The following is a 26,691-nucleotide window of genomic DNA, read 5'->3' as shown; positions in this document are numbered from 1 at the left end:
TCGGGAGTATCCCCACCACCCCCTAGTTCCAGGAGCCTTCTCAGTACTCGTTCCTTCTGTTCTCTCGGGTATACCTTCATCTGACTCCTCGTTCCCCGCCCTTGATATGACTGTAGTAGATCTCCCTTCAAGGGCTCTGATGGCTAGGGTATGCGAGCCGGCACCTTGTAGGTTGTTCTCTGGCAGCCATGCGGTCGCGGATGCCAGTTGTTTTTGGCACCGTCTGCGCACGGCCAACCCAAGAATTGCCGTATCGAGCTGTCCAATCTACCATCGAAACGATGGATAGGGTTAGCATTTCTCCTGTTCAGGTGCGCTGGAATGGAGAAGATAGGTTAGTGCTTGGTTTCGCCTCTACTTTCCTCAAGCCTCTCACCCTTGCGGTGGATCAGATAGGTTTCACCAGTCCGCACCAAAAGGTATGGGTGAATCATGAACTCTTGCTCCGCAGAGTGATGACCAAGTCAGGGACCGGGACTCGAGCAATTGCCCATACCTGGTTAGGATCGATACGATGGTAGTGATGCGCAAGCAATATGCGTAGAGCAGATATGGGACTCCGGGGTATTCACCAATAAACTCATCTGACAACGCGCGTGTCGCCTCACCGTTCGACTGCGCGTAGACGAATACGCCCGTCATCATCGTCAGATGGTCCCATGGCGACTATCACCGCAAGTTCGTCGGCTGCATCAAGTATGTCCCGAACACGGTGTTCATCATTCCTACTCAAATTGGGATGGCCTCCCGCTTGATATGCTCATCCCGACTCTTTAGCCCTTTGGCTGCCACGACATCCACAGACGTGCCTAGAAAGCCTGCGATGGCTTCTTGAAGATGAAGCAGGTCGAAGAGAGTACTTTGTTCGTCGAAGTCAACTAATAGATCAATGTCGCTCTCAGAGGTCTCTTCTCCGCGGGCGACTGATCCGAAGACGGATACGCTGCGTCCGTGATGATCTCGAACGAGGCGATCAATCTCGTTACGGTGAGACAACACCAATTCAAGCAGCAACCCCATGCTCTCCAGAATAGTTGCGCTATGCGAGATATTCTCTCGAGTTTTGTTCTTACACAACCAGCGAGCGAATACTCGAAAGTCTCCCGCAACCACAGCCGGTCGCCGTAGGAGAGATCGATTGCGAAGCGGTCCCACTCACGTCTACCGCCTCCGACGTGACCTGCCGGACGATGCTACGGGTGAACTGACAATCGGCTGACATACCGCACGCCGCCGTTCTACCCAACTTTTAACCTAACAATTGCGTCCGAGGGTGATCGACTGATTCCAAGCCCATCCCGCAAACCTCGCCAGCACACCCTTACGACAAGTGCAAATTGGACACCATCAAACACTTTGACTACCAGCTCGGACAGCTTATGGCGAACTTTTCATCCCGAGGTGCAGGGTGCGAGACTGGAAGGCCACCAGATCAGAGTATATATCTCCAAAGTCCGCTAGAAGACACCCAACACAAAACCCAACATCGGGGCAAGGTGGGTAGATGGTGGACAGGCTGCGACTGGCGGAGGAGCTAGCCGTTTGGGAGCTTCGGGTCTTTATTGGGAGAGACTTACAATGATCAAGTCAAGTACCACTACGTTCGCCTTTACAGCACCAAGCGCGCCGGCGACGGGGGTGTTGGAGAGCCGGTGGATCTCGAAGTTGAGCACGCTTGTATCCCGAATGCGCTCCCATTCGAGGCTGGCCTTGCTGTTGCCAGCAGTCACTCTTGCTGGTTGCGGCCAAGTGGGCACAAGCTCTCGGAGCACGTCGAACTCTTCGACTTCCAAGACGAAGGTTCCTTCTCAACCAACCACGCCTGTGTCACCGCTGACCACAGGAGAACGAGCAATCGTGGTTGCGATCGCAAAGCTGCCAAGAGGAGGAGACTACCCAAATCCAGTGGCAGCCAAGTCGAACGCGGTCAACTCGGGTGCCGGATGTCCTTCGATGACTGGAGTGAAGCCCAGGACAGCCCTGACTGCAGCTAAAGCAACGGCGATAGAAAACACAATCGGGTCAGAAGTAAGAGACGGCCACGCAACCTTCGTCAGATATTTCGACAGAGCCATGCTCGATATACCGCACAACGGCTTTGCACAGCTTTTTGGTCCGAGTCTTGGCGCGAACCCGATGAAATCGAGTTTTACTACTTCTGACGTCTCCGTGGAGTCGCTCATCAACGACGATTCCCTCGCGAGTGCAGTCACTTCCGCATGCGGCAGGGCCGTGGTTGTAGCTTCGTGGCGAGTCGTATTTTGTAGCCCAGGTACTGCTGTGAAAGCTTGTGATCCGGGAATCACTACCACCGAGTTGATGATCAACAGGGGTGGACGATGGCTCATTTGGTATGTTGGAAGTGGTCTGCAATAGCAAGGTTCCACCCCTTGACGTACGAATTCGCTATCCACCACTTCACAATCTTCCTCCAGGTGACCCAGCAGCCCGTCAGACTGTTCGAACCGGGAACGGGCCGGAGGGGCAGACTCTCTCCGGAGTCGGGTCATCAAGCAAGTCGATGAGTGGCAGGCATTCGCACACTATCGACACGAAGCCAAAGCCGTCGGCCCAGGGGCCGTCGGACACTACTTCAGAGCGGTGCTCAAGTGCCAGTGCGCCTCGGCAAGGACGCAGGGATGTGGCGGCGCCAGTCCCGAGGTTCAGAGCCGCCACACTACGGCAGTGGCTCCTCCAGCAATCCGGTCAGAGCCAAATGGTGGGAACCTGGCCGATAGGCGAGAGCTCGACGTCATCTCAGGGGTGACCTCTCGCAAGCTGAGCGGGCGGCAAGCCTTCGTTGGGCTTCGGGGCAGAGTGAAGGATCGGCGCATGGGCCACACATCTGAGCAGCGCAAACCAAGCGCTCACCATCGCCGAAGCGTTCGACACACTCACCGAGCCAACCGACTTTGGGGATCACAATGACATAGAGCGGTGGCGGTCACGTGAGCATTCCATGCTCACCCTCAGCGCGGCCCGCTTCCAACACCTACGGGCGAGAGCTGGTACGATGAGTAGATGCGAACAGTCGGCACCGAATCGTGGCGATTTGCCCACGACATCGACCAAGGCCTCCACGTCCTACTCTATCTCCGCGACACGCTTCGCCTTGTGGTCGAAAACGGCCCGATCGTTCCGCCACCCTTAGACGGCACGCTACCCGACCGCTCAGAACTACTCGATACTCCTACCAGGATTCAGGCTGCCCGAGACTGGTCTGCCTGGTGGGAGCGTGTCGTCGCCGAACGCGCCCGGGCCGAGCTCGGCCCACCGCCGATGGATCCAACCCACCAGCGGTGGGTTACCGAAGTCGCCTACTCGCACCACCTCTCCTTCGATCCCCCCGAGTGGTCATCGCTCGCCAGCACACCCGCGCTTCGCAGCGCAGCAAGAACCCTGTGGAAGGAGGCTAGCCACTGGTTCACGCCGGCACGAAGACCATACTTGCCACCCAGTTCTCGTGACATTTTCGCATGGGAACGAGTGCGTCACACGGCGGAACGAGTAGCCGCAACGAGCTGCGTCGACATCAGTGCGCTTAACGGCTGCGCGCTGGTAGTCGTGGTCAAGGACATCTGGTGGGAGTTGATCGGGCCCGGTGCCGCAATATGCTCAGTTGGAGCCGCACGCGATCCTGAGGTGACCGAGGCCATCCTCACTGCCGTGTTCATCTCACAACTTGAGGCCATCTGATCGCGCTCGGACCGACGAGCACGTCCCGTCTTCCTCGTCCCAAAAGGCGCCCTGATGCGCTCGTCGCCGTACGGACGACTCCCCTCCCCTGACATCGGGCACGCGTACGACAATGCTGAAACTACTCGCACCGACGCGTATCCAACAAGCCCAGGGCCCTCAACTACACGAGCCCGTCCGAGAGCAGACGGGGGATCATCAACCCATGAATTCCTGCGCATGAGAGAGGCCTCATTGATATGACCCATCCCTGCTAAGAGAAGCGTCATGTCACGAGATATCTTCATTCCGGACTCGGCTAACTTGTCACTTATTCCGCGATAGCCCTGTTCGACCCAACCATCCACCACAGTTCATTGCAGTGAGATCTTTGCTCGGGTCGAAGGAATACTTAATGTACCAACGAGATGATCACTATGATCAAAATGACCAGAACAGCAACGCCAATTAATGTGCGAAGCATGCTTCCTCCTCCCCGTTGAGCCGTGAAAGGAATCCCAACCCGAGCCACACCATCCGTGTGGTCAGCCCTTGATCGAATCCTTTACCCTTGCGGTGGCTAGGTTCAGATTGGCTCGGGCGAAGATCGTCGAAGCACCCGCTGAAAGTGATAGGCGTAGTCTAGTCGTCGCGGGCTCGCCGCCAACCTCATGGGCTCCCGAACTCCCCGGCGCCTACGACATCGAGCTTTCAATTACCGGTGGTGGTCCGGATCCATCATGCGAGAACGCTTTGCTCCAGCCTCATTATCAACCATAAACTGTCGAACACGGGTCGCGATGTCTTGGTGGCAGACGGGCATCGGAATGGATCTTCGTCAATCGTATTGCGAGCTGTTCAACGAGAGGTTCGGCGAAGGCGTTTTGGCGTTTGGGTTCGCAATTGGTACCGTGATCTGGGAACCTACCAATCTCCGCTCGTAGCCTGGATCAAGGTGTTGACCACCTATGCTCACGGGCATGGAGCCTCGGATCTCGTTGATCTGCTTAGGAGTGGCCGACCTTGAGCGATCGTATCACTTTTATAAGGACGGTCTCGGTTTGCCCACTACGCGCCAGCCACAAGAAGGAATTATCTTCTTCCAGCTGGCAGGAACAATCTTGGAACTGTTTCCTTATGAGGAGCTCGCAGCCGACGTCGGCCCAGATTGGAATGTGGAACGCGCCAAATTTTCTGGCATCACGCTCGCCCACAACGTGCGCAGCCGTCATGAGGTTGACGTGCTGTTGATTCAGGCACAAGAAGCGGGAGCACACATCGTGAAGCCAGCCAATCACACTCCATGGGGGGGCTACTCTGGATACTTCACTGATCCCGACGGTTACCTCTGGGAGGTAGCCTGGGGTGCATTTGACTTTAACGACGACGGATCACTATGCATCCCGTAGCCGCCCGCACCCTCGGACCGGCAGCTTCGACACGGGCCTCCGTCAGGCGTGATCGACCGTAAGTCCGGTGTGACAGACGAGTGTTGCAGAATCGATACCAGCGCACTGGAGTAGAAGGCATGCTCGAAGAGCCTCCTAGTTCCTGCGGCGATACGCAAGTATCCGGAGTGGCGAGAGACCGTAGTAGCTGTCAACGCGCTAGGCAAGAGACCTAGCAATCCGTGCCATCGGGGCCGTGATAGCAGCGCGACGACAACATCGGCAGTTGTCAGTACGCTACCACTTCGCTGCCAAAATGCGTCGGCGCTCGCCTCGCCCGCTCCGAGCAGGTCGAGGCGACATCGCGGCCGTGGACCGAGTCTTGGCCACAATCTTCATCCCCTCGAAAGGGGTCCCAATATCCTCCCGATTGCTAGGCGAGGATCGACTACGGCCTCCCCCTTGAGCGAAGACTCGTCCCAAGGCGCCCTCCGCTCACGGCCAAGACCCACGGATGAGTAGCGCTAGGCATCGTTCGATTCCGTAGGTTCGAAGCCACTACTTCTTCCCTACCGTTCGTACAGAGCAGTCATCACATCTTCACCCACCCTACACATCATTCCTTTCGCTGCGAAGAGTAATCGACTCGATGTTGTCGAGGTGCTACGATGGCACCATGGATCGTGACGCACTCGTGGCAGCAAACCTTGCTTGGTGGGACGAGCGTGCCCCCGTTCATGCCAACGCTAGCTTCTATCGCGTGGAACAACTCATCAACGGCGAGTCTGCCCTCGACCCCTTTGAGCTAGAAGAGCTTCCGAGCGAAGCAGGTACCAGCCTCCTCCACCTCCAGTGTCACATCGGCACCGACACCATCTCCTGGGCAAGGCGAGGCTTCCAAGTGACTGGTCTTGACTTCTCCGCCCCGGCGATTGCCGAAGCGAGGCGTATCGCCGCCGCCTGTGGCATTGACGGCACATGGATCGTCTCCGATGTCTACGCAGCCCCCGAGGTCCTCAATCGTCGCTTCGATATTATCTACACCGGGAAAGGGGCGATCGACTGGCTCGACGATCTGGGCAGCTGGGCTAAGGTCGTCGATCAGCTTCTCAACCCTGGTGGGTACCTCTACCTAGTCGAGTTCCATCCAATCACCTGGATCTTGCCTGACGATGGGTGGACCATCGCGAACGACTACTTCGCCGATCAGCCGTACGTCGAAGCTGACCCAGGGGGAAGTTATGCCGCCCCCGAACACGTGACTCACGCCAACCTCACGGCAGAATGGCACCATACCCTCGGGGAGATCATCTCGTGCATCGCGAGCGTTGGCCTCACCGTCGAGTGGCTTCATGAGTTTGACTACACGCATTTTGCGCAAACCACGCTCCTCGAACAATCGCCCGATGATCGCAGATACCGCATTTCCGCAGGAATGCCACGCATTCCCCTGCTGTACTCGATTCGGGCACGAAAACCTATCTAAGAATCCGTAGATGGCATATGGCCCATGGGAGAGTACCAGCCTGCACAGAAGGCCAGACCTAGCAAAGAGCGACGATCGCCCACTCCAATGCGTCCAGCACCTTGAAGGCGTGACAAAACGAGTGACCAAGAGGGAGGTTCAGTGCCGAACATTGCCTCGGCCAGAGCAGCGGCCTTTTCAGCTTTCACGGCTCGAACGCTGCTCGAGGTGGGGCGGTCCTGGCGCCGCGTGTCGGCGAACCCCTCACCACTCACGCCAATTTTCGACCGCATCGCCAAGGGTCTCGCTCACCTCGGTGGTCAACAACCTCACAATCGAAGGGATTGTAGATTCGTTGAGACTCCGTCCAACTCGGCCACGAAAGCATTCCCAAAACCGAACCAACCCGCCTTCTCCATCAACTGCGAAGATCTTCGCGGCGAGTCGAAGGAATCGATATTGGTACCAAACATAGTTACGAGAACTCATCTGTTGGGAGCTACCGGCGTAGTGGGACTCAAAGTCCTCCAATGTATGAGAACCCTCGGCACGTATCTGCATGGTAAACAGTTCGTCTTCAACACCGACGGTGGGCAATACCTCAAGTGTCGCTAAGTTCCTTGGCCGTCTGGTCGCGACGAATGTGTGGAGAGCCAGGTTGGCAAAGATCTCGCCCAACCAGAACGTTGGCAACCGGAGACCGCTTAAAACCTCGAAGGCATGGCCAAGCTCGTGGATGGTGACAAGGTCAAAAAACGGTTGGAGGTCAAGATCGCCAGCACCGTTGGCATAGGTGGCAAGCAGCTTCGCGTAGCCGCTTCCCGATACGCCACCGATATCATTAGCCATTTCAGTCCAAAATACACTCTGCTCACTCGGCATCGCCAGGATCCCGGGTCGGATCTGCCCTTGGTCATCGTTGAAATACGGCATCCCGTAGGGCTGCGTGCTCGACCAGTCCGCCTTGCTGGCGACGATCAACGCGATGTCCGGCGCGAACTCAGAGAAAAGTCCACGCAAGTACCGATAGGCATCAGCCGCGACATCAGCTGACATGCGAGCTCTCTGGAGTGCTCCTTGGCTGTAACGAACCTCAAAGGGATAACCGGACAGTCGATCAAACCCTGCTCCAAAAGTCACGTGGCCAATCCTACCGGTGTACACCGAGCGGACGGATCCATAACTATCGACCACTAGGTGATCCCCCTCGTCCCGCACCAGCAAACTCAGATCACGGTCTGCCCTCGCTTGAGCTCACCATGACCCTCACTCAACGATCTGCCTACCTGTTTGGGTTGTCCCCTTTGTGCCACGCTGGATCGTTCATCGCTAGCAATCAAGGTTGCCCGAGCCGACCTGGGTGCACAGATTCTCAACCCTATCAGGTGACCGGGGGACACCACCGGTGCATGGACTCCGAATCCACCGATCAAACAAGCGTCGCGATCGACACACCAGGTCAGAGATCGAGCAAACAATTCCTGGGAGTCGTTGCCGTGGTGCCTCGGTCATGGAAGGCAGCGAAGCAAGTTCGCTCAGTCCGGATCGGCATTCCAGCGCGGTGCTGAGTCCACGGACGGACCGATTAGAGAGTGAGAAAGTACCGATGTGTCACTACCGGTAACGGTGAGGTCTTGTTATCCTAATGGATAATGGGCATACGGTTTCGAGGGGGTGTTGTCCTCTTCAGCACTTTTCTATCTCTCCTCTTCGCGCTCTTTGCGGGTGGCTCGCTGGCCTGGCACCTCTTCGATTTTCTACTAGTTTTGCTCGCCATCGCCCTCTTCAGCCAGCTAGGACCGCTCTCGAGCATCCTGGTCACACGAGGGTTAAACCCCGGTCCGTACTATGCCGGCGGTTGGCTTGAAGTAACCCTTACGGTGACGGCTACTAGGTGGCCGTGGCTCCATCTCGTCATGGTCGATCACACGCAGTCCGCGCGGGGAACGGAGGAGCATCGGTTCGTCCTCACCACGCTTGGTGATCGAGTGCAGACGATCAGGTACGAAGTAGCCGACCTCCAGCGCGGCTCGCTCGAGTTTGGGGACATCGCTATCATCACCAGCGACTTCTTTGGCTTCTTTCAACGCGCAATCAGGATCGAGCAGGATGCCATCCGTCTACATGTCTGGCCAAAAATCATTGGCCTCAGTAGGGCTGAACTGCAAAATTATCTATGGAATGGGCAGCAACTTGCTACGCGTCGAACTCGCCAAGCGTCGACGCAATTACAAGGCATTCGCGAGTACATCCCAGGAGATCGCCTGTCGCACGTGCATTGGAAAACTACGGCAAGAACAGGCGAGTTCAAAGTCAAGCACTTTGAACCAGAGAATGAGGCCGAGTTCATCGTCTTGTTGGACACCGCATCACACTTCGCAGCCAACGACTGGGAGCTCGCCATCTCTATCGCCGCGTCGCTCGTGTACCAGTCGAACCGCTCACAGCTGATGCTTCGCATCACCACGCTCGACCAACCCTTTGATCACACTTCACTGCTCTCCGGTCAGAGTGCCTTAGTGCGCATGATGGACTTCTTGAGCGCGCTGAACTACGGTAGCCACGACCCATTGGACCCCGTTCACGATGCGCGTTACCGAGGGCACGTATTGGTGATCACCACCAATCGATATCGAGCCATCTGGAAGAGCGGCGCTGACTCCATCATCATCGTTGGGGACGGAGGCGTCACCAGTCTTGCCGATTGGCGAGCACACCTCGGCCTAACCAGAGAACGAGCGTCGAGATGAACAGATCACTTCTCCTCGGTCTTTGGGCAACTGCCCTGTTCTGGCCGTTGGTCCACTCCGGAGGATACCCGGACGCGTTCGTTCTCGCCATCACCCCCATCCTTCTTGCGTTGACGGAGTCATGGCCCCATTGGACGCTGCGTTTGATCGGTTGGATCGCGCTCCTGTATCTCCAGCTGTGTTCTCTTTGGGACCGTTGGGTCTCGCTACCCGCTCTCGGTGCCGCCGTCCACAGCGTGAGTCACCAACTCCTCATCCTCCCGCTCCATCGATGGACCCAGATAAGCGCACATAACGCGGCGCCCTTTGTGTTGCTCGGCGTACTGTTGGGTTGGCTCATTTTCCGACGCTGTCAGCACTACAATCAAGTTTTGGCACTGATGGTCTTCGGCACTGTCATGATCTGTGTCGACCACGTGCTCTGGGGGCTGACCGCCGAGTTGCCTCTCGCGAGCTACCTGATCGTAGGACTCATCATCCTCGTCAATGTTCACCAGGTCGAAATCGGTGGGACCAAGGTCAGCGTAGCACGCAGGCCTGTGGTCAACGCGCTCGCGGCTATCGTAGTGCTCGCCCCGCTCGTCATAGGCTTCGAACTCCCCTCGCATGCACCGCTTCACCTTGGAGCCCTCCTCACCGATTTTCGCACCACTGGTGCGACGGCCGGTCTCGCCACGACTGGGTATGGAGCGGGGATCACCCAAATCGATCATTCGCTCGTACCGAACCAAGCTCCTGTGTTTGTCGCCCACACCAACGCACCGTATTACTGGCAAGCCGCTACCTACAACACATTTAACGGATTGAGCTGGTCGAACAAGGGTCCCACATCGGTCTTTGAGCACCTCGCAGGCGGAAGCGATGTACCGATCATCGCACCCTACTTCGAAGGAAGCCACGACACACTCGTACATGCGAAGATTGTTGACACCTCGCGGCACGCTCTGACCAATCTGTTCTACATGGGGGCGCCGCTGAAGTTTTCGGTCACCACTACCGTGCATTCGCGATCGGGCCGCATTGACGTAAAGGGTCTCCGAAACTATCGCCTGAGCGCCTTTGAGCCGCTCTACACCACCAAGGAACTTGCGAACCGCCCCTACGGCGACATCCCTCGAAACTTACAAGATGACCTCGAGCTTCCCAGTACCCTCTCCTCACGAGTCAGTCAATTAGCCAAGCGTCTTGCTGCAGGCACCAGCGGTCCATTCGATGCCGCGCAAACGATCAAGAGGTACCTTGACGCCCACTACCGCTACTCCTATCACGTCGCTCGGAGTCCCCACGATGTCGTCAATCAATTTCTCTTCGTGGACCGACAAGGCTACTGCGATCAATTCTCAACATCATTCATCATGATGATGCGCTCGCTCGGGGTGCCCGCGCGCTGGGTCGTAGGGTATGCACCAGGCACGTACAACAAGACGGAGAAGGGTTACTTAGTGCGTCAGGTCGACGCCCACTCCTGGGCCCAGATCTGGCTCAGTGGAGCCGGTTGGGTACCATTTGACCCCACCCCTGGCTTCAGTTTCCCCATATACTCGACTGCTGGCGTGCTCCGCGGACCTCAAACGCAACCCGTTGCCCCATCGCCAGGTATTGCCAAGCTCGGCCTGCCTACACCCCCTTCGCTCAATGCTGATGCCCATCTCCGCAAGATCCCCACCCGGCGAGGCCAAAAGCGCGCAACCCAAAACCCCGAGGGGCAGCACACAGAAGAAATCGGTATCGCAACACTCATCCTTGCCGCATCGGCCGTTCTCATATGGCGATGGCAGAGGGGCCGCGCGCGCAGGAACGAAACGTTCCAGCTGTGGATCGATATACAACGGATCTCACGCCGCAGTTTTGGAGCCCAGTGGAGTGCAAGCAGCCCGCGAGAATGGGGGCAGACTTGGGCGAATCACTTCCCCCACGACGGCGGTCTTGTCCAACCATTGGTGCGTTTACTCGAGCTATCCTTCTACTCGCAGAAGCCGTTATCCTCAGGCGAGACAGCCGAGGCCAAGAGACTATGGGAGACGCTACGAGGTCGTGCACGACGCCTGCACCGATCGAAGCTCAAGGTTGGCCAGTAAGGACCGCGCATCGGCGAGCCACCTCGCCACATGACGCTAACGCCCGCGCAACGGCCTCAGCCACCGTCAATGGAATCATCTCCGCTGTCGTGGCGACCAGCTGCTCCCCCAGGAGAACCTGATCAGTCGCCAATCCTCCCAATAGTGCGCCCGAGGGACAACATCGCTCGCCACTCGACCAACGTCATCCGTCGGTGTTGGCGAGGTCGGAGCCAGGCGGACCCTGTAGAAGTCCGTCGGCAGGACGCCGACCCGTTGTGCCCGACGAAGCCAAGACCAGGCACGACTCGTGACTGCGGTCAAGGAGGGGGTACGCAGGAGCGCCGAGGGGCAGACCCGATCACACAGACGCGATGGTTTGACTGAAATCACTTAGCTGTGTGCAGGCATGTTCCCGAGTATGGAGCGGCTACCAACTGGTGTGATTGTCGATATACCCTGTGAGTGGGTAGGATCTCTACGTAGTGCCAGCAATTTTTGGATGACGGGGGTCGCCTTGGGGAACGGATCGATAGTCCCAACTACCATGGATCAGCTCGATCCGCAACTGGGTCGTATCGTCAACAATTTGGAGACAACCATCATCGGTAAGCGCTCCCTCATGGAGTTCATGGTGACCGCCGTACTCGCACAGGGACATGTACTGATCGATGACGTACCCGGTGTTGGCAAAACCACCGTTGCTACGACTCTGGCACGCAGTCTTGGCTTAACGCATCGCCGGATCCAATGCACGCCAGACCTCTTGCCCACTGACATCACCGGCGTGACCATCTTTCATCCCGGTACCCGTCAGTTCGAGTTTCATCCCGGACCAGTCTTTGCGAACCTCGTGATCGCCGATGAGATCAACCGCACCTCGCCACGAACGCAGAGCGCACTCCTGGAGGTCATGGAGGAGGGACAGGTGACGGTCGACGGAGTCACCCATCCGCTGCAACCACCTTTCCTGGTGGTCGCCACCCAGAATCCGATTGAGTACGACGGGACGTTCCCGTTACCCGAGAGCCAACTCGATCGTTTTCTCTTTCGGCTCAACGTTGGTTATCCCAGCGTCGAGGAGGAATCGAACATACTCTCCCAGTCGGACGAGACACGCTCACCAGAATCGGTCCAAGCCGTCATCACCCTACCAGAGTTACTCGAGCGGATGCAGGCGGTTAAGCGTGTTCACGTATCCGATACCATACGCGACTACATCGCGAGAATCGCCGAAACAACTCGATCCTCGCCGCGAATCGAGTTGGGCATGAGCCCTCGAGCCTCCTTAGCGCTCTATCGAGCGGCCCAAGCCTGGGCACTCCTGCATAGCCGAGCGTACGTGGTACCCGACGACGTGCTGACCCTCGCCCCTTTCGTCGTGGAACATCGTTTGATACTCTCGCGAACCTCTGGCACGCCGACTGTGCATTTAGTAGATGATGTATTCAAAGGATTGCTCCAAACGGTGCCGATACCTCCCCTCGTGCAATGAGAACGTGAGCACCGCGAGAGAGCCAGACACTCGCCACGTTCACCTTTGCGTAACCCGCCTCTACGAAGGCGGATCTCCCCCATCCCAATGACGAACCAATTGATGCGATAACGCCTCCACGGCAACCCAGCTGTGCACCCCTGCCCACCGCGGCTCACCGGTCGTTCGTCAAGCCGCGGCCCCTCGACAGCCTTCGGTCGCGCCAGACAAACGAAGGGAAGGACCTTTGGAATCGACAAAATCAAGAGACCGCCGCGCGAAGGCAAGAACGAGCTGGCGCTATCGAATCACTGGCTCGGCTCAATAGCACGGGACAGAAGCAGTCTCTCTATCTCATGATCAGGGCGGGATGCTCTCGCCGCTACCCGTCCTGGCGCAGCTATGCTCAGGTGGCGATGACGCAGTGGCCTGGCAGCCGTCGAAGCCCAACACCGACTGGGGTTGGGCCGTCGAGTCTCAAACTGTGAGCCAAGCACAACGATGCGCCAGGCGTATACGATCGATCATCGGTCCCCTCTCATGCGACCTCCGTGACCGCGATAGCGCGGTACAGAGCGGTGTATCATCACTACCCAGGTCGCAAGACAGCTCGTCAATGCATCTGTGGTCCATAACGGTTATCAACAACACCACGTTGACAGTCGAAGACGACGATGACAATCTCAAGAACAAATATGGCCATGCCAAAAAGCCCCAAGCCAAGAAACACAGGGGCGACGGAACGCATCATGTAAACTCCCGACGTTCCGCGGGCAACAACAGTCGCCACGGTCACAAGTACTAGAAACAGAGCGCTCATCGCGGCCCCTATCACAATCCACCAGCCGCTATGACCGGCGTCATGGAGCCTCCTCGTCTGCAGTGCGGCCACCGGGATGACATTGAGAAGGCTAAAGGCCAGCCCAATCCAACCCCCGAGCCCTACTGCATAGCTCAACCGAGACAGAATCAAGGAGGCGACGAGATTGATGGCGACGATCTTCCAGAACTCTTGCCGCGACGATCTCCCGTGGAAATCGTTCCATCGAAGCAGGTACAGCAGGTAGGCCTCTTTGATCGAGACGTCTTTCGTGGTGGGAACTACTCTCATTTACCCTCCTTATGAGGCTACAATAGACATGATTCACCTGGCCGATGTCAACCAATCGGGCGACATGTCGCCTTCAAAAAGGCTACAACTCTTCGGTGGCGCGAGCAATGCTTGGTGACGCCAGTGCCAAGAGCAAGTTTTGTCGAAGTCTTCGTCTTAGAGGGGACCATTGGCCTGCGCTCGCTCATCTTTCTTGGTTACGATCGACACCCAGGCAACTCGCTCTCCAGCACAGCGACCAAGGGCACCCCACCCGGCCCCGAGTTGGGAGGACACCAACACTCAGCCAACGACGCTAACGCAAAGGCCGGGCCAAAGCCCATGTTATGGGGACAAAGAGGTGCATCCCCAGATTTTGCTCACCACCTCCTGCACAGCCGAGATCGGCACTGATAGCAGTTCGTACGCCCGTTGGCGCAGTCCATCCCAGCGGCGTAGCGAGCCCTTGCATAACGTGAGGTCGAGATCCCCTTTGGGCCTGATCCCGTCACCCCACCCATCTCGTTCACCACCAGATGCCAGATCGAACCCAGCACCAAGGATCGCTGATCACCCTGCCGTTTCAGTTGAGAGACGCGGGGCGCTTCCGCCTCAAGCGAATCCTCGTAGACTGCGGTAGTGGCTACTTCTTCACGTGTGATCGGGATGTTAGGGGGGATGAGCTGGGAGTCAACGGCACAGTACTACCGCTTGGCCAACGAGCTCGTAAGCGCTCGGCTTGGAGGTCTCCACTCCGCCAAAATTCTCCTGGTCTCGCTCGACTTTGCCGATATCGAATCCCTCCAGATCCAGGGGGAATGGGAGGAGGCTGGGCGTCTGCTCGCACAGTCTGCGAGAGAGCTTGAGGCGGGTGGCGCCGAGGTGGTAGTGCTTTGCACCAACACGATGCACAACGTTGCGGATCAGATTCAAGCAGCGGTAAGAATCCCACTGCTCCACTTGGCCGACGTGGCCGCCCGAGCCGTCATTACAGCTGGGCTCACCACCGTCGCCTTGCTGGGCACCAGCTTCACCATGGAACAAGATTTCTATCGCGAACGGCTCGCCCAACATGGCCTCACCGTCGTCATTCCTCCACCAGAGGACCGCGCCGAAGTGCATCGCATCATCTACGATGAACTCTGCCTCGGCAATGTCGAGGACAGTTCCCGCCAGATCTATCGCAACATCATTACCCGTCTCTCTCATGTAGGGGCCGAAGGCGTCATCCTGGGCTGCACCGAGATCGAAATGCTCGTCTCCCAAGCCGATAGCCCGATTCCAGTTTTTCCAACAACCCGCCTTCATGTTGAGGCTGCGGTGAACTTCTCCCTTGGCATGGAACCAAGCTCCTAGCTGATTTCCCCAACCCAACGGTCGATGCGACATCCATCGTCGAACGCAACATCGATCGCACACCCACGGCCTAACCGCAGTTTGATACCGATATCGCATTGACCCGCTAGCCACTCTCGCCACCATCAAGCGCTGGAGGGTTGGCAATGTGGCCAGTGCGGCTGACTTCCATCCTTGGCCACCTGCTCGAATCTGCGTTCGCTGCTGCCTTGCCAACGGTTTCGATGACACCCGAGATCGGCTCCGCGATGGGGATCATAGCAAGAACACCGTTGTCCGTGGTCAGAGCCCCATCGCCGTTAGCCTTCGGGAACGCCGTTAGCCCCCTGGAGAGTCGTTAGCTCCTTGGAGAAAGGTGCAAGACGACAACCTCATTGGTAGGGTTATCTGGCTGACCCGACTCATACGGGTTACTCGGGGTCGGCCAGCCCACAAAGTTGGTGTTGTTGTACTCATCGAATGCTGCGCCATACACCGTTGGGATCACTGGTAAGTTCGTCGCCACGTAGCTCGCGATCGGAACGAGGGCGGCACGCTGCTGACTTAATGTCGACGCCTGAGCCAGGCCAGCCAGATCTGTATTGATCGTAGGATTGTTCAGTCGTTCATAGTCACCGGTAGCAGCGGTGGTCGCGAGGGAGGACGCCAACCAGCCATCATATTGCTGGTATGGGGTGATACCCTGGGCCGACCAGTGCTCGGTGAGCTGGAAGTTCCCTGACGCCACATCACTTGACCAAGCGGACACGGACTGCCCAACGAAGGTCGCATCGATGTGGGCCTTCTGCAGATCAGCTGCCACGATTTCGTCATCGGCGGCATAGTCACTATACGAAGACGGATCCGTCACCTGGATCGTCACCGTCTTGCCGTTGAGCTGGTAGTAACCATTGGAGCCTATCGTATAGCCGGCCTTTTTTAAGACCGCGTCCGCCGCCTGAACACTGCCATTGTCGTTGACCGTGTACTTGGCCAGCGCAGAGGTGCTGTAGGACTTGAACGTAGGCAACACGAGACCCGAAAGATTGGTCACGGGCGGCTCAAGCCCTGACTCACCATCGGTGGAGATCGCATTCCGGTCGATGGCATCACTGATGGCTTGGCGCACCGGGAGCTGGTCCGTCGGCCAGGTATGAAGATTCGGAATCAACGACACCGTATTCTCGGGATTGAACCATGCCTTGTGATGTGCAGGATCGGGATTGATGTAGAGTTTGTCAAGACCTGTGATGAAGTTACCAGCCCATTGTGCTTGGTTGGTGTCCAGTGCCTCAAGTGCCGTCGTGTTCGACGAATAGACCGGAAAGTCCAGCGTTGTTACATGAACTGGCTGCCAATAGAGGGGGTTTTTGGTTAGCGTGATGCCCTCAGGAGTGAAGGTCGCCAACTTGTAGGGACCACTCCCTACCGGGTTCGGATCCTGATACTTGCCCGGATCTCCTACCTTGCTCCAGATCGCCTCGGGAACGATAGGAACGTTAGCGATACCCTGAAGGTTGGTGTATTGGGGGGTGGGAAACGTGATCGTCACCGCATCCCCTGAGACCGAGACGCTCGAGATCGTCAACCCATTGGTATTGATATCAGGGTACTGCTTTACCAGGTTATAGGTGAAGGCAACATCTGCTGGCGTAAGCGCGCTCCCATTACTCCACTTGACACCCTTTCGAATAGAGAAGGTAATCGCCGTTCCATTCGAGTTCCACTGGTACGAGGTAGCGAGCCACGGATACGAGACCGTCGGCTTCGCGAGATCGAATTGATAGAGCGGCTCGTAGATCATCGAGGTCGCCCCAAGGAGTTGCGCCGCCGAAGTCGCCAAGAACGGGTTAAAGTTCCTGCTGATCGGGTTTGTTGGGCTTGACTCCATCGTCAGGACCTGCGCAGAGGCACCCTGGGATGAGGTCGTCTTTGACGAACTACTGCTACTCGTGCTACTGCTTCCACAGGCACTTAAGGCGATACCTGTCGCCACTACCATCGCCATACCAAGGCGAAACCGCCTACCGTTGAAGATTTCCATCCTGCTACTAGCCTTTCCATTCAAGGTGATAAGAACCATCACTAGGCGACGCGCCCTTGGCCCCACCAAGAGCGCGTCGCAACCCATCTACCACTCAGACTCTGTCTGCCTCCCTTCGCACCACTCCTACCTTCTTCAAGGAGAACTCACAGGCCAACACCTCAGTCATGGCGGGCCTCCTCGATATGCCAGCAACTCACCCAGTGTCCTAGGCCGACCGCAGTTGAGGGGGGATACTCGGATCGACACTGGTCATCGGCGAACGGGCAGCGGACAACAAACGGACAGCCCGTAGTGCTTGGGTTCATGGTTCCTTGATGCATCGACGACTCTGGCCGTGCCAGAGCCGTCGTGATCATCGAATCCGGATCAGGCGACGAGCTGATCAGTAGCTGTGTGTATGGATGCGAGGGGCGCTGGGTGACCTCCTCTGCGGCACCTCGCTCCACAACCTGGCCAGCGTACATCACCACAATGTCATCCCCAAGATATCGCGCCGAGGCGATGTCATGAGTGATATAGAGTACCGCCAAACCCAGTCGCGTGCGCAGGTCGTCCAGGAGTGCCAAGATCTCCAAGCGGATCGAGACGTCGAGCATAGAGACGGGCTCATCGGCGAGGAGGACCGACGGCCGAGCAGCGAGCGCCCTGGCAATCGATACTCGTTGACGCTGACCCCCGGAGAGTTCATGCGGATACTTTGACAGGTAGCGGCTCCCGGGCGTCAAACGCACCTGGTCCATCAGGAATGCGAGCTGGTCCTTGAGCTCCTCCCCCGAGAGCCCTTGGTGGATCTTGACCGGACGTTCTAGATGATAACCGATGGTATGGACTGGGTTCAGCGACGCAAACGGATCCTGAAAGATCATCTGAACTACTCGTTTATATTGGCGAAAATCACGTTGGTTACGGACCTTGATCGCCGATCCTTCCAGTTCGATGAGGCCCGAGGTTGGGCTCTCTCGCCCAGCGAGTAGCTTGGCGAGGGTCGATTTGCCGGATCCGGACTCTCCCACCACGGCGAGAACCTTGCCTCGATACAGATCAATCGATACGTCTTTGACCGCATCGAGTACTCCATCACGCCGGCGACCAAGCCGATAACGTCTGCTCACACTGCGTGCACGCAGTACTGGGCGCTCCTGCTCCTGCTCTGGCCAGGCCATGACCTCGACTGTCTCAGGCATCTTGGAGACCTCCACGATCCGTCGCTGCCAGCGCCGAGCCGTCCATCGTTGCCACGCTGCGCATACGGTCCGTAAATGGGCAGGCACTCAGTTGCATCCCGCTGGAGCCATCCTTGAGTGGGTGGAGGCGGACGTCGACATGCTCACACAACTCGTCACGATAGCCACAGCGTGGAGCAAAAGGACAACCGACCACCGGCTCATAGAGGTCCGGAGGTGAACCAGGAATCCCCAACAAGGACTTGCGCGGACCATGGAGAGGGGGAAAGGAGTGGAGAAGCCCTTGGGTGTAGGGATGGGCGGTATGCTCCGCCAGATCAGTTGTATCGCCGATCTCCATGAGGCTTCCGGCGTACATAATGGCTAAGCGGTCCGCGAGCTCCACCAACAGTGAGAGATCATGCGTGATAAAGATGACGGAGAAGTTCAACCGCTCCTTCAACTCTTTGATCTGTACCAAAATGTCACGCTGGACCACCACATCGAGCGCTGTAGTAGGTTCATCCATGATGATCAACTGTGGATCGACAGTAAGTGCCATTGCGATCATGATGCGCTGGCGCATCCCACCTGAGAGCTCGTGCGGGTAGCTTTTTAGTCGATTTCGTGGGATATCGACCAGCTCCATGACCTCGTACACCCGATCATGAGCCTCATCGTTCGACAGAGCGAGATGTCGCTGAATAGGGTCAAGGAGCTGATCCTCAATCCGCAGTACCGGATTGAGCGCGTTCATGGCACTCTGAAAGACGATCGAGATCTCGCGCCACCGGAGCTGTTCGAGTTGGCAAGCATCCATGCGCAACAGATCGCGCTCGCCACCCTGATAGCGCTCCCCAGAATAAATGACCGACCCAGAGGTAATCACCGCTGGGGGTCGCAGCAGGCGACAGGCTCCATAGGCCAACGTCGATTTCCCCGAGCCTGACTCTCCAGCCAGACCGACGATCTCGCCGCGCTCTACAGAGAGGTTGATGTTGTTCACCGCGCGCAGTTCGCGGCCACCGGAGCGATAGACGATACTCAAATCGCGAATCTCAAGCAGTGGCCCTGCGTGACCCGCAGGGGAACTGTCTCCGTTGCGCGTGGGCGCCACAGTGATGAGAGAAGAGGCGACGGGTATCCCATTGTGGTCGTCACCAGCGCCTGACCCACGGCTACGCAAGGATAGGCGATGATGGCGCACGCCATCACCTTCCCTCTCGACGAGGGTTGGATCCGACGGGGTCCATAACTTTCCACGCACTCGACCGACTCGCGAACCATCCCTCAGCCGCGGATTGCCCAGTTCATCAAGGCCAAAGTTGATCAGGACCAACCCCATGCCGATGAGCGCAATCAACACTCCTGGAACCGCGAACCACCACCAAGCACCGAGCTCGAGCGCATTACCGTTTTCAGCCCAGTAGAGGATGGTACCAAGACTCCAGGTTGAGGTCCCTCCAATGCCGAGAAAGTTCAGACCAACCGAGGTTCCAATCGCATAGAGGACTGCACCGACGAAGGTCGCGGCGATGAGGCTGATCTGATTCGGGACGATGTCATGAAGGATGATGTGCCAGCTACGCTCGCCTGTCTCCTGTGCCGCGGCTACGAAGTCCTTATTCCGAATGGAGAGCGTCTGCGCGCGGATAACCCTCGCCCCCCACGGCCAGCCGAGCACCGAGAGCATGATCACAATTGGCACATCTCCTGTGCTCGGGAATGCTCCCAATACTACGATCAGAAAGGGAAGCGCAGGAAAGACCAGAAAGACGTTAGAGAGCAAGGAGAGCAGCTCATCCCACTTGTCGCCAAGATAGCCCGCACCTACACCGATCAACACCGCAAGGATGGTCGCCACAACTCCGGTGATGATACCGATGAGCATGGTGGTCCTCGTGCCCACCAGCACCTGAGAGAGTACATCGCGCCCTAACTGATCGGTCCCAAGGAGGTGCGCGAAGCTTGGGGCCGCCACCGATGATCCAGGGGCAGTACTCTGGGCGGATGGTGAGTACGGGGCCAGCCAGGGACCCAGCAAGGAAACCAGAACAAAGAAGCCGATAATGACGGCCCCTGCGAACGCCTTCTTGTTGCGCAGGAACATCGGTAGCTGTCGACGACCCCTCGCGGCTAGCGTGGTTGGCGCCTCAGGATCTATGACGGGACTCAGCACCGTTACCCTACCCCCCTTCGACGAACTCGTGGATCGAGGATCACATAGATCACATCTGCACCGATATTGGCAAGAAGCACTGCGACCGAGATGATCAGAAAAATCGCTTGGGTGAGCGGGTAGTCATCTGAGGTAACCGCGTTGTAAAGCTGGGTTCCGATACCGGGATAGTTAAAGACAATCTCCATCAGCAAGGTACCGGAGACGACAAACCCGAGGGCAAGGGCGAAACCAGAGATGGAGGGCAAGATAGCGTTACGCGCCCCGTAAGTAAAGATCACTCGTCGCTTGCTAAGACCTTTTGCTTGGGCTGCAAGCACATAATCTTCGCCCATGGTAGCGACCATCACATTGCGCATCTGCAACATCCAGCCAGCAGCCGAGGTGAGGACGATCGTCAAGGCAGGCAAGATCGAGTGCACTACCGCACTGGAGATAAAGGCCCAGTTGAACCCGATCGTTAACCCGTTGCTAAAGCCCTGTTGGGCAGGGAAGAGATGAAAGTGAAGCGCCAACAACCAGACAAGCACAAGTGCCAAAAAGAAGTACGGGGTTGCTTGCAGAAAACTCAAGGCTGGAAGGAGTTGGTCGAGGCGCCCACCACGTCGCCATGCGGCCAGGATCCCAAGCCCGGTCCCCAAGAGCCAGCTGATCACCGTAGCTGTCCCAACCAAGACGATGGTCCAGGGTAGTGCTGCACGGATAATGTCAATAACCGGGGTGGGAAACTGCAATGGGTCGATACCAAAGTTGCCATGAGCTAGCTGCCCGAGGTAGAGAACGTACTGATGCAGCAACGACCCTTGATGCCCCACCCCGAGCAGTACGTCAAGGGCGCGTTGCGCTGAGGGTTTTAGGTTCGGATATTTAGACATCAAATTCTCGACCACGTTACCCGGCATCAGCCGCGGGATAAAGAAGTTCACCGTGATGGCGACGAACAGCGCAATGAGGTAAAACCCCAACCGACGGAGCAAAAATCTCATGGCACCACCTCCTCGCCTCCCTCGGACGCTCCAAGGTGTGGCGGGAGGTCACCTCGGCAACCACAGCTCTGTCGCAGCACAAGCCGGGTTGGGAGGACAACATTTTTCATCGTCGGCCGGCGTTGGTCGGTGAGCTGGTCGATCAGGATCGCAGCGGCCATGGAACCGAGTTCCTCGATCGGCTGATGGACGGTAGTCAGCGCAGGGGTCAGGTGTCTCGCAACCGAGATATCATCAAAACCGGTCACGGCCACCTCCTCGGGAACACGAATGCCCGCTTGTGTGAGGGCGTTGATCGCTCCAATGGCCGCCTGGTCGTTCGCACAGGCGATCGCCTGGGGCATCGGCTCGGCTCGTTGCAGTCGCTCTTCGATCACACGCACCGCATCCGTTGAGGTGTAGTCAGAGGTCCAATCAGGACCCACCTCCACCGCTGCCCCGAGCTCTCGAGCCGTGGAAAGGAACGCCTCCTGCCGCGTCGACGAGTCCGGGGAGTTTGCGAAACCTGCAAGAAAGGCGAGCCGCTGGTAGCCGTGATCCACAACAAGATGGGTGGCGAGCTGGACCATCGCATCGCTATTGTCGACCATGACAGTGGCAGCCGCCTTCGCTCGTCCACTTCCCGCCAACAACACCGTTGGAATCCGCCTGGCGACGCTCGGAATCATCCGCTCCTTGAGCGTACGGTCAAGGAGAATCAGTCCGTCACAGTTTGCCATGAGAGAGTCCAGTCGTTGGTCGATGCGATCGTCATCGACGCCACTCAATAGGAGGGAGAAGCCACGATCACCGCAGGTGCGCTCCACGCCACGAATGATCGCATCGGTAAAAAGCAGGCTCTCCTGCACAAGCTCGAAACTCTCCTCCGAGCGCGATCGCATGAACACCAATCGGACGACGTTGTACAAGCCCCCCGACAGCCCTCGCGCAGAGTTATTCGGGACAAAGCTCAGTTGGTCAATCGCCTGTAGTACCTGTTCGCGAGTGGCCGGACGGATGCGATCATAGCCATTGATGACCCGCGAAACAGTGGCAATCGATACCCCGGCACGCTCGGCAACCTCGTAGATGGTTGCCCGGTTCACGACCTCTCGTTCCACCTGATTCATCCCCCCCGAGCCCAGACAGTGACGCAGCGCCTCGGCTCATGAATATCCCAAACCCAACCCTTGCCAGACTCGCCGTGTGGAGTGGCAGTTGCAAACATCCTGTAAGCCCTTTCACGAAATATAGCACTACGTCTTGTAAAATGTTACAATATTGGGAAAATAAAGGCTGAATTGCTGTAAGCGCTTTCAGTAAGTTGTAGGGTTAAATCGATGAGGCCAGCCTTACGGGGCGACACGGATCGGGGAGGAACAAATTGGCTACCAACGCAACGACCGTATTCCCGCACAACTTCGTCTGGGGGGCAGCGACGGCATCCTACCAGATCGAAGGAGCCGTCAATGAGGGCGGGCGAGGTTTGTCCATCTGGGACACCTTCGCACGCACCCCAGGGAAGGTACTCAACGGAGATACCGGCGATATCGCTTGCGACCATTATCACCGCTTCGGCGAGGACGTCGGACTCATGCGTGAACTCGGAATCGGCTCCTATCGTTTCTCGATCGCTTGGCCCCGGATGCAGCCTGAGGGCAAAGGCGAACTCAACCCGGATGGTCTGCGCTTCTACTCTGCACTCCTCGATCGCCTCGAGTCACAACAGATTACCCCTTTCCCAACGCTCTATCACTGGGATCTTCCGCAGTCCCTCGGAGACCAGGGGGGTTGGAGTAGCAGAGAGACGTCCTATCGCTTTGCCGACTACGTTGACAAGCTAGTGAATGCCCTTGGCTCTAGGGTAAGCCAGTGGATCACCCTCAACGAACCCTGGTGCTCGGCTTGGCTCGGTTATGCGGTCGGCCAGCATGCACCCGGACTCACTGATCTATCAGCAGCGCTAGCTGCCAACCACCATCTCCTCCTCGCGCACGGACTTGCCGTCCAAACTATCCGGGCGAGCAGTGCTGCCGAGGTTGGTATCACCTTGAACTTAGCTCATGTAACCCCTGCAAGTGAAGACCCACTCGACCGGCAGGCGGCCATCCTCACAGAAGGCAATGCCAACCGTATGTTTCTCGATCCCCTCTTCCGAGGTGCGTATCCCGTTGACATGATGGAACTCTACGGAGAAGCCAGCGCAGAGATGGAAGAGGGTGATCTCGGCGTCATCTCCACCGCCATCGACTTTCTGGGGGTCAACTACTACGCTCCGGCTATCGTCGGATCTCGCGAGCGTCTCACCGAACTACAAGCACTCGGTTACTGCGTCGACACGGGGCGCGCACCCAACCTACTCGACACCAGCGCTAACGCTATCCACCTGAAACGACCAGGATTTACGAGTACACAGATGGGCTGGGAGGTGGAGCCTGCGACCTTGAGCGAGTTATTACACAACGTGCGGGATCAGTATCGGTCGATCCCCATCTACATCACCGAGAACGGCATGTCCAATGCTGACTATGTCCGGCACAACGGCAGCGTCCTTGATCCGGCGAGAATCGCTTACCTCGAAGGGCATCTCCACGCCGTCGCCGAAGCCATCGCGTCAGGTGTCGACGTGCGAGGATACTACGTCTGGAGTCTTCTCGATAACTTTGAGTGGGCTCTCGGATATTCGCAACGATTTGGCCTGATCTGGGTCGACTATCCGACCGGAGAGCGCACTCCTAAGGCAAGCTACTACTGGTACCGAGACTTCATCGCTGCGCAGGCCCCACAACCTCGCGACCGTACAGTGGCCCCTGCCACAACGACACTCCCCGCCTAGGTTGCCCATCACCGGACCGGCACTTCCTTCATGAACACGCTCGCGCCCACGGCAGGCTGGGTCCGGTCGAGCGGGCCCAATCACCTTTGGTGCCACACACCAGCTTGGACACGGCAGGCTGACATCCCGTCCACCACGACACGGAGCGCTGTCTCTCAGCCTCGCCCCCAAGCCGACGGACCAGAGCTTCTGATCGCGAACAAGTGCGACAGGTCAGATCATCGTCGTGACACAGCGGCCCCATGCGCACGCCCAGGCTGCACTGACCAGGGCGATCGACACACCGCTGCCCGTCACCTTGCCCCTCTAACGCCAACCCCGCCACCTGAGGCCGCTCTCCATTCCTGATGGGCCGGCGGCCTCTCCAATAGGGCATCCCCGCCCCCGCCACACCACCCGACACCGATTGAGCCCAGCTAGATTGGATGAGACAATGCAGTCTTGGACTCACCCTCGCAGAACGGACATACCTGCATGAAGACTCCGAACGAGAATAACGTGGGCTCTCGAAGAACGCTCTCGCATAATGATGCCCGTCTTGTTGGGATGACCTGGGCGCACATGGTCAATGACGGCGCCGCCAACTATCTCCCTGGAGTACTTCCCGCCATCTTGATCGATGCGCACGAACCGCTGAGTCTTGCAGGATCCTTGGTTGCAGCTCTCGCGATCGGTCAAGCGCTCCAACCCTTGATTGGCTGGTTCTCTGACCGGGTTGGCGGGCGGACCATATTGATCACAGGTTTCGCCATGACCTCGCTAGGAGGTGCGCTCCTCGGCGAGACCCATAGCATGCCAGTACTCATCACACTGCTGCTTCTGATCGGTCTCGGTACCTCACTTTTTCATCCACAGGCTCTCGCCGGAATTCGGAGCATCACCAATGGTAGACGCGGGCTACGAACCTCCTTCTTCTTGGTGGGAGGTGAGCTGGGAAGAGGCCTTTGGCCGACGTTTACCAGCCTTGTCGTTGCCCATCTCGGGCTCGGCTACCTCTGGATCGTTGGCCTACCCGGCCTCGTGACGGTTGGGTTGCTCTTCCGTTGGGCACCCTCACTCACACCAAAAGCAAAGGCGACGGTCAAACCAAGCCAGCATACGTCGTGGACCAGACACCTCGCCCCCTTGTCAGCACTTATCGCCTACACCGGCCTTCGTGCCTTCGCGATCTTTGGGCTCGTCACCTTCATCCCAGTGCTCTGGCACTTGCGAGGTGAAAGCCTGGTCGACGGTGCCTCGGTGATCACCACGATCCTTGCCGTTGGAATCGTTGGCAATCTCGGTGGTGGCCACCTGACCGATCGATTTGGCAAACGTTTTGTCCTCGTCAGCTCGGCCATCGCTGTCGCGGTACTAATTATCCCGATGGTCTATGTCCATGGACCGGCGACCTGGCTCATAGCGGCAGTACTCGGTTGTGCTCTGTTCATGACCCTATCCACGACTATTCTCATCGGCCAAGAGATTCTGCCAGAGAACCCCTCATTAGGCTCCGGCATTGCGCTGGGACTCTCCAATGCGATCGGGGCAGTGCTCGTACTCATCGTCGGTCTCGTAATCGGAACCTCCGCTATTCATGACGCCTTCTACGCGATGTCGGTGGCCAGCTTCATCACGGTCGCCGTCGCCTTTGCCTTCCCGAAGGCGCTCATGGCGCGTGATCACCACAGCGTCACTCACTGAACGCCCCTGGTGAGCGCCTCGTCCTCTGGCCGCCAAGGTTATTGCCATCCCGGCCCGTCACGTGGACTCAATCCCGTCTCAATTTCTTTGTTGACCCCATCGAACAAACAGCGCTCTACGTGCACAAACTCTTGCACAACACATACCAGCTAGTGGCTTCACGGCAACACCAGAACCACAGGGACACGATATTGTGAAGATTTTTGACCTTGCGATTGAACGAACGCACCCTGCAATGCGTACTTGTTGGTAGTTGTTCCCTCGAAAGGAGATCAGTCATGAAAAGTAAAGCATCAAGATCGATACTGCGAGTCGCCGCAATAGGTAGTGCCTTCGGTGCCTTAGGGTTACTCGCAATGCCAAGTGTCGCCTATGCCCAGCCGATGGCACCAAATCCTCCCACAGCCCCCCTCTTCCCGCAGAAGGTGATCACGACGATCGCCTCGACCAATGCAACCAACGGCGACACCAACCCTTACGGGATCGCCGTCATTCCAAAGACGCTTGGCAACCTTACAGCCGGTGATGTCCTGGTCACTGACTTTAATAGTGCATCGGCTATGGGTGGAGGAACCTCGTTGGTC

At 57.6% G+C, this 26,691-nt stretch carries 21 protein-coding genes and 1 pseudogene; 11 read left to right on the top strand and 11 right to left on the bottom strand.

Annotated features, from left to right (window positions below):
• Positions 1-430: 430 nt before the first annotated feature.
• The 3 genes from M7439_RS13095 to M7439_RS09455 form a co-directional block, all read right to left on the bottom strand.
• The gene (locus M7439_RS13095) at positions 431-553 is read right to left on the bottom strand and encodes a HepT-like ribonuclease domain-containing protein (RefSeq protein ID WP_366525197.1); all 123 of its coding nucleotides are present in this window, start codon (positions 551-553) and stop codon (positions 431-433) included.
• Between the two features lie 176 nt (positions 554-729).
• The gene (locus M7439_RS13090) at positions 730-1,020 is read right to left on the bottom strand and encodes a nucleotidyltransferase family protein (RefSeq protein WP_298345971.1); all 291 of its coding nucleotides are present in this window, start codon (positions 1,018-1,020) and stop codon (positions 730-732) included.
• A 539-nt stretch (positions 1,021-1,559) separates the two neighbouring features.
• Entirely contained in the window at positions 1,560-1,793 is a 234-nt protein-coding gene (locus M7439_RS09455) for a hypothetical protein (protein WP_298345969.1), read from the bottom strand.
• Between the two features lie 1,228 nt (positions 1,794-3,021).
• Between M7439_RS09455 and M7439_RS09450 the strand changes: the two genes are divergently transcribed.
• From M7439_RS09450 to M7439_RS09440, 3 genes are all read left to right on the top strand, one after another.
• Positions 3,022-3,696 carry a hypothetical protein gene (locus M7439_RS09450; RefSeq protein ID WP_298345967.1) on the top strand — a complete coding sequence of 225 codons (675 nt, stop codon included), beginning with the start codon at positions 3,022-3,024 and terminating at the stop codon, positions 3,694-3,696.
• 959 nt (positions 3,697-4,655) lie between these two features.
• On the top strand, positions 4,656-5,084 hold the full coding sequence (locus M7439_RS09445) for a VOC family protein (protein WP_298345965.1): 429 nt from the start codon (positions 4,656-4,658) through the stop codon (positions 5,082-5,084).
• Between the two features lie 655 nt (positions 5,085-5,739).
• A complete protein-coding gene (locus M7439_RS09440) occupies positions 5,740-6,549 on the top strand; it encodes a bifunctional 2-polyprenyl-6-hydroxyphenol methylase/3-demethylubiquinol 3-O-methyltransferase UbiG (protein WP_298345963.1) in 810 nt (269 codons plus the stop codon).
• Between the two features lie 243 nt (positions 6,550-6,792).
• On the opposite strand, the gene M7439_RS09435 is transcribed toward M7439_RS09440, so the two are convergent.
• Complete coding sequence (locus M7439_RS09435; RefSeq protein ID WP_298345961.1) at positions 6,793-7,668, bottom strand: hypothetical protein; 876 nt, start codon at positions 7,666-7,668, stop codon at positions 6,793-6,795.
• A 512-nt stretch (positions 7,669-8,180) separates the two neighbouring features.
• On the opposite strand from M7439_RS09435, the gene M7439_RS09430 reads away from it, so the two are divergent.
• Positions 8,181-9,278, top strand: coding sequence for a DUF58 domain-containing protein (locus M7439_RS09430; RefSeq protein WP_298345959.1), 1,098 nt, complete (start codon positions 8,181-8,183; stop codon positions 9,276-9,278).
• Positions 9,275-11,356, top strand: a complete 2,082-nt coding sequence (locus M7439_RS09425; RefSeq protein ID WP_298345957.1) for a transglutaminase family protein — start codon at positions 9,275-9,277, stop codon at positions 11,354-11,356. The genes M7439_RS09430 and M7439_RS09425 overlap by 4 nt, the downstream gene beginning before the upstream one ends.
• Here M7439_RS09425 and M7439_RS09420 read toward each other — a convergent pair.
• The gene (locus M7439_RS09420) at positions 11,340-11,489 is read right to left on the bottom strand and encodes a hypothetical protein (protein ID WP_298349011.1); all 150 of its coding nucleotides are present in this window, start codon (positions 11,487-11,489) and stop codon (positions 11,340-11,342) included. The genes M7439_RS09425 and M7439_RS09420 overlap by 17 nt on opposite strands.
• A gap of 393 nt (positions 11,490-11,882) precedes the next feature.
• On the opposite strand from M7439_RS09420, the gene M7439_RS09415 reads away from it, so the two are divergent.
• Positions 11,883-12,830 carry a MoxR family ATPase gene (locus M7439_RS09415; RefSeq protein WP_308464472.1) on the top strand — a complete coding sequence of 316 codons (948 nt, stop codon included), beginning with the start codon at positions 11,883-11,885 and terminating at the stop codon, positions 12,828-12,830.
• A 592-nt stretch (positions 12,831-13,422) separates the two neighbouring features.
• Here M7439_RS09415 and M7439_RS09410 read toward each other — a convergent pair.
• Entirely contained in the window at positions 13,423-13,920 is a 498-nt protein-coding gene (locus M7439_RS09410; protein WP_298345954.1) for a DUF805 domain-containing protein, read from the bottom strand.
• Positions 13,921-14,043: 123 nt separating this feature from the next.
• Between M7439_RS09410 and M7439_RS09405 the strand changes: the two genes are divergently transcribed.
• Both M7439_RS09405 and M7439_RS09400 read left to right on the top strand, forming a co-directional pair.
• The gene (locus tag M7439_RS09405; protein WP_298349009.1) at positions 14,044-14,313 is read left to right on the top strand and encodes a hypothetical protein; all 270 of its coding nucleotides are present in this window, start codon (positions 14,044-14,046) and stop codon (positions 14,311-14,313) included.
• Between the two features lie 252 nt (positions 14,314-14,565).
• Positions 14,566-15,255, top strand: a complete 690-nt coding sequence (locus M7439_RS09400; protein WP_366525196.1) for an aspartate/glutamate racemase family protein — start codon at positions 14,566-14,568, stop codon at positions 15,253-15,255.
• A gap of 337 nt (positions 15,256-15,592) precedes the next feature.
• Here M7439_RS09400 and M7439_RS09395 read toward each other — a convergent pair whose 3' ends face one another.
• The 5 genes from M7439_RS09395 to M7439_RS09375 form a co-directional block, all read right to left on the bottom strand.
• The gene (locus M7439_RS09395; RefSeq protein ID WP_298345948.1) at positions 15,593-17,278 is read right to left on the bottom strand and encodes an ABC transporter substrate-binding protein; all 1,686 of its coding nucleotides are present in this window, start codon (positions 17,276-17,278) and stop codon (positions 15,593-15,595) included.
• A gap of 161 nt (positions 17,279-17,439) precedes the next feature.
• Positions 17,440-18,465: an ABC transporter ATP-binding protein gene (locus tag M7439_RS09390; RefSeq protein ID WP_298345946.1), complete on the bottom strand. Its 1,026-nt coding sequence runs from the start codon at positions 18,463-18,465 to the stop codon at positions 17,440-17,442.
• Positions 18,458-20,623, bottom strand: coding sequence for a dipeptide/oligopeptide/nickel ABC transporter permease/ATP-binding protein (locus M7439_RS09385; protein WP_298345944.1), 2,166 nt, complete (start codon positions 20,621-20,623; stop codon positions 18,458-18,460). The genes M7439_RS09390 and M7439_RS09385 overlap by 8 nt, the downstream gene beginning before the upstream one ends.
• A gap of 2 nt (positions 20,624-20,625) precedes the next feature.
• Positions 20,626-21,609 (bottom strand): ABC transporter permease, encoded by a 984-nt coding sequence (locus M7439_RS09380; RefSeq protein ID WP_298345942.1) that lies wholly within the window; start codon positions 21,607-21,609, stop codon positions 20,626-20,628.
• The gene (locus M7439_RS09375; protein WP_298349007.1) at positions 21,606-22,709 is read right to left on the bottom strand and encodes a LacI family DNA-binding transcriptional regulator; all 1,104 of its coding nucleotides are present in this window, start codon (positions 22,707-22,709) and stop codon (positions 21,606-21,608) included. The genes M7439_RS09380 and M7439_RS09375 overlap by 4 nt, the downstream gene beginning before the upstream one ends.
• A 263-nt stretch (positions 22,710-22,972) precedes the next feature.
• On the opposite strand from M7439_RS09375, the gene M7439_RS09370 reads away from it, so the two are divergent.
• From M7439_RS09370 to M7439_RS09360, 3 genes and pseudogenes are all read left to right on the top strand, one after another.
• Positions 22,973-24,424, top strand: a complete 1,452-nt coding sequence (locus tag M7439_RS09370; protein WP_298345938.1) for a glycoside hydrolase family 1 protein — start codon at positions 22,973-22,975, stop codon at positions 24,422-24,424.
• 498 nt (positions 24,425-24,922) lie between these two features.
• Complete coding sequence (locus tag M7439_RS09365) at positions 24,923-26,107, top strand: MFS transporter (RefSeq protein WP_298345936.1); 1,185 nt, start codon at positions 24,923-24,925, stop codon at positions 26,105-26,107.
• 278 nt (positions 26,108-26,385) lie between these two features.
• A pseudogene (locus M7439_RS09360) lies at positions 26,386-26,691 on the top strand (hypothetical protein); the annotation flags it as partial.

It is taken from the genome of Ferrimicrobium sp., from assembly GCF_027319265.1.
In the GTDB taxonomy this organism is placed as follows: Bacteria; Actinomycetota; Acidimicrobiia; order Acidimicrobiales; family Acidimicrobiaceae; genus Ferrimicrobium.
Note: the sequence above shows the minus strand (reverse complement) of the source record. Positions and strands in the feature narration are given on the sequence as shown.